Source organism: Pseudomonas sp. 2VD, assembly GCF_005503585.1.
GTDB lineage: Bacteria > Pseudomonadota > Gammaproteobacteria > Pseudomonadales > Pseudomonadaceae > Pseudomonas > Pseudomonas aeruginosa.
The window spans coordinates 1-1058 of the sequence record NZ_SCND01000684.1 but is presented as its reverse complement, the minus strand read 5'-3'; the positions used below and the strand labels follow the sequence as shown (position 1 = coordinate 1058).

Annotated in this window: 1 protein-coding gene and 1 pseudogene; one reads left to right on the top strand and one right to left on the bottom strand. The window is 59.4% G+C overall.

Going from position 1 to position 1058, the window contains the following annotated elements; translation table 11 throughout:
- Positions 1-305, bottom strand: a pseudogene (locus FFS27_RS33070) (glutamine synthetase); the annotation flags it as partial.
- Positions 306-583: 278 nt separating this feature from the next.
- Here FFS27_RS33070 and FFS27_RS33065 point away from each other — a divergent pair.
- Positions 584-1058, top strand: a 475-nt coding sequence (locus FFS27_RS33065; RefSeq protein ID WP_137952578.1) for a gamma-glutamyl-gamma-aminobutyrate hydrolase family protein, incomplete at its 3' end; no start/stop codon positions are given.

Here is a 1058-nt window from a genome sequence, read left to right as displayed (position 1 = left end):
CGCTTCTGCCAGGGTTCCATGGAGAGGGTGCCGGGGATCGGGTAGCAGATCCGGTCGGCGTCGCCGATGTCGAGACCCAGGCCGGTACTCTCTACGGTGGAGCCGGTGATATCGAGGGCGAACAGGGAAGCGGGGAGATTGATACCTTTTTCGAAGACTTTGTTCAGACTGTTGCGTTCGATCCGCTTGCCGCGAACCACGCCATTCATGTCTGCAATAAGGAGGTCGACGAACTGGACCTCGGGATGTTCCTTGAGGAACTCGCTCGGTTCAGTGAGCTGAACGGCACGCTGGGGTACCGACATGATGCAACACCTTTTTTGTTAAAAATTTCAATCATGCGGGGGGTAGGCTATGAGTCAATCCGAAAGCCTGTGGGATGTCAATAGCCGCCAAAAACGCCCTCTTGTGGGGCGTTGAGGCCGTTTTCAGGGCATTTTCGCCGGACGAAAAGCCGAAAAAAACCTCGCGTCGAAGGGTGTTCAGGAGTGCGTGTTCAATTTTTTACAGGCCTATTGTGTAAAAAAATGAACAACGCTAAGCTCGGCCAAACCCCATAACATCTACAAACAACGGGTGTCTCATGTCTCGCCTGCCGTTAATCGGCGTCACCGCCTGCACCAAGCAGATCGGTCTTCATCCCTACCACATTGCCGGCGACAAATATCTGCGTGCCGTCGCCAACGGCGCTGGCGGTCTCCCGCTGATCATTCCTGCGCTGGGCGAGTCGATCGACCAGGCAGCCCTGCTGGACAGCGTCGACGGCTTGCTCTTCACTGGCTCGCCGTCGAACGTCGAGCCCCGTCATTATAGTGGACCGGCGAGCGAGCCCGGCACCCTCCACGACTCCGACCGCGACGCCACCACGCTGCCGCTGGTCCGCGCCGCCATCGACGCCGGCATTCCGGTCCTCGGCATCTGCCGCGGTTTCCAGGAAATGAACGTGGCTTTCGGCGGCAGCCTGCACCAGAAGGTGCACGAGGTCGGAACCTTCATGGACCACCGCGAGCCGGCCGACCAGCCGCTCGAGGTTCAGTACGCGCCGCGCCATGCCATGC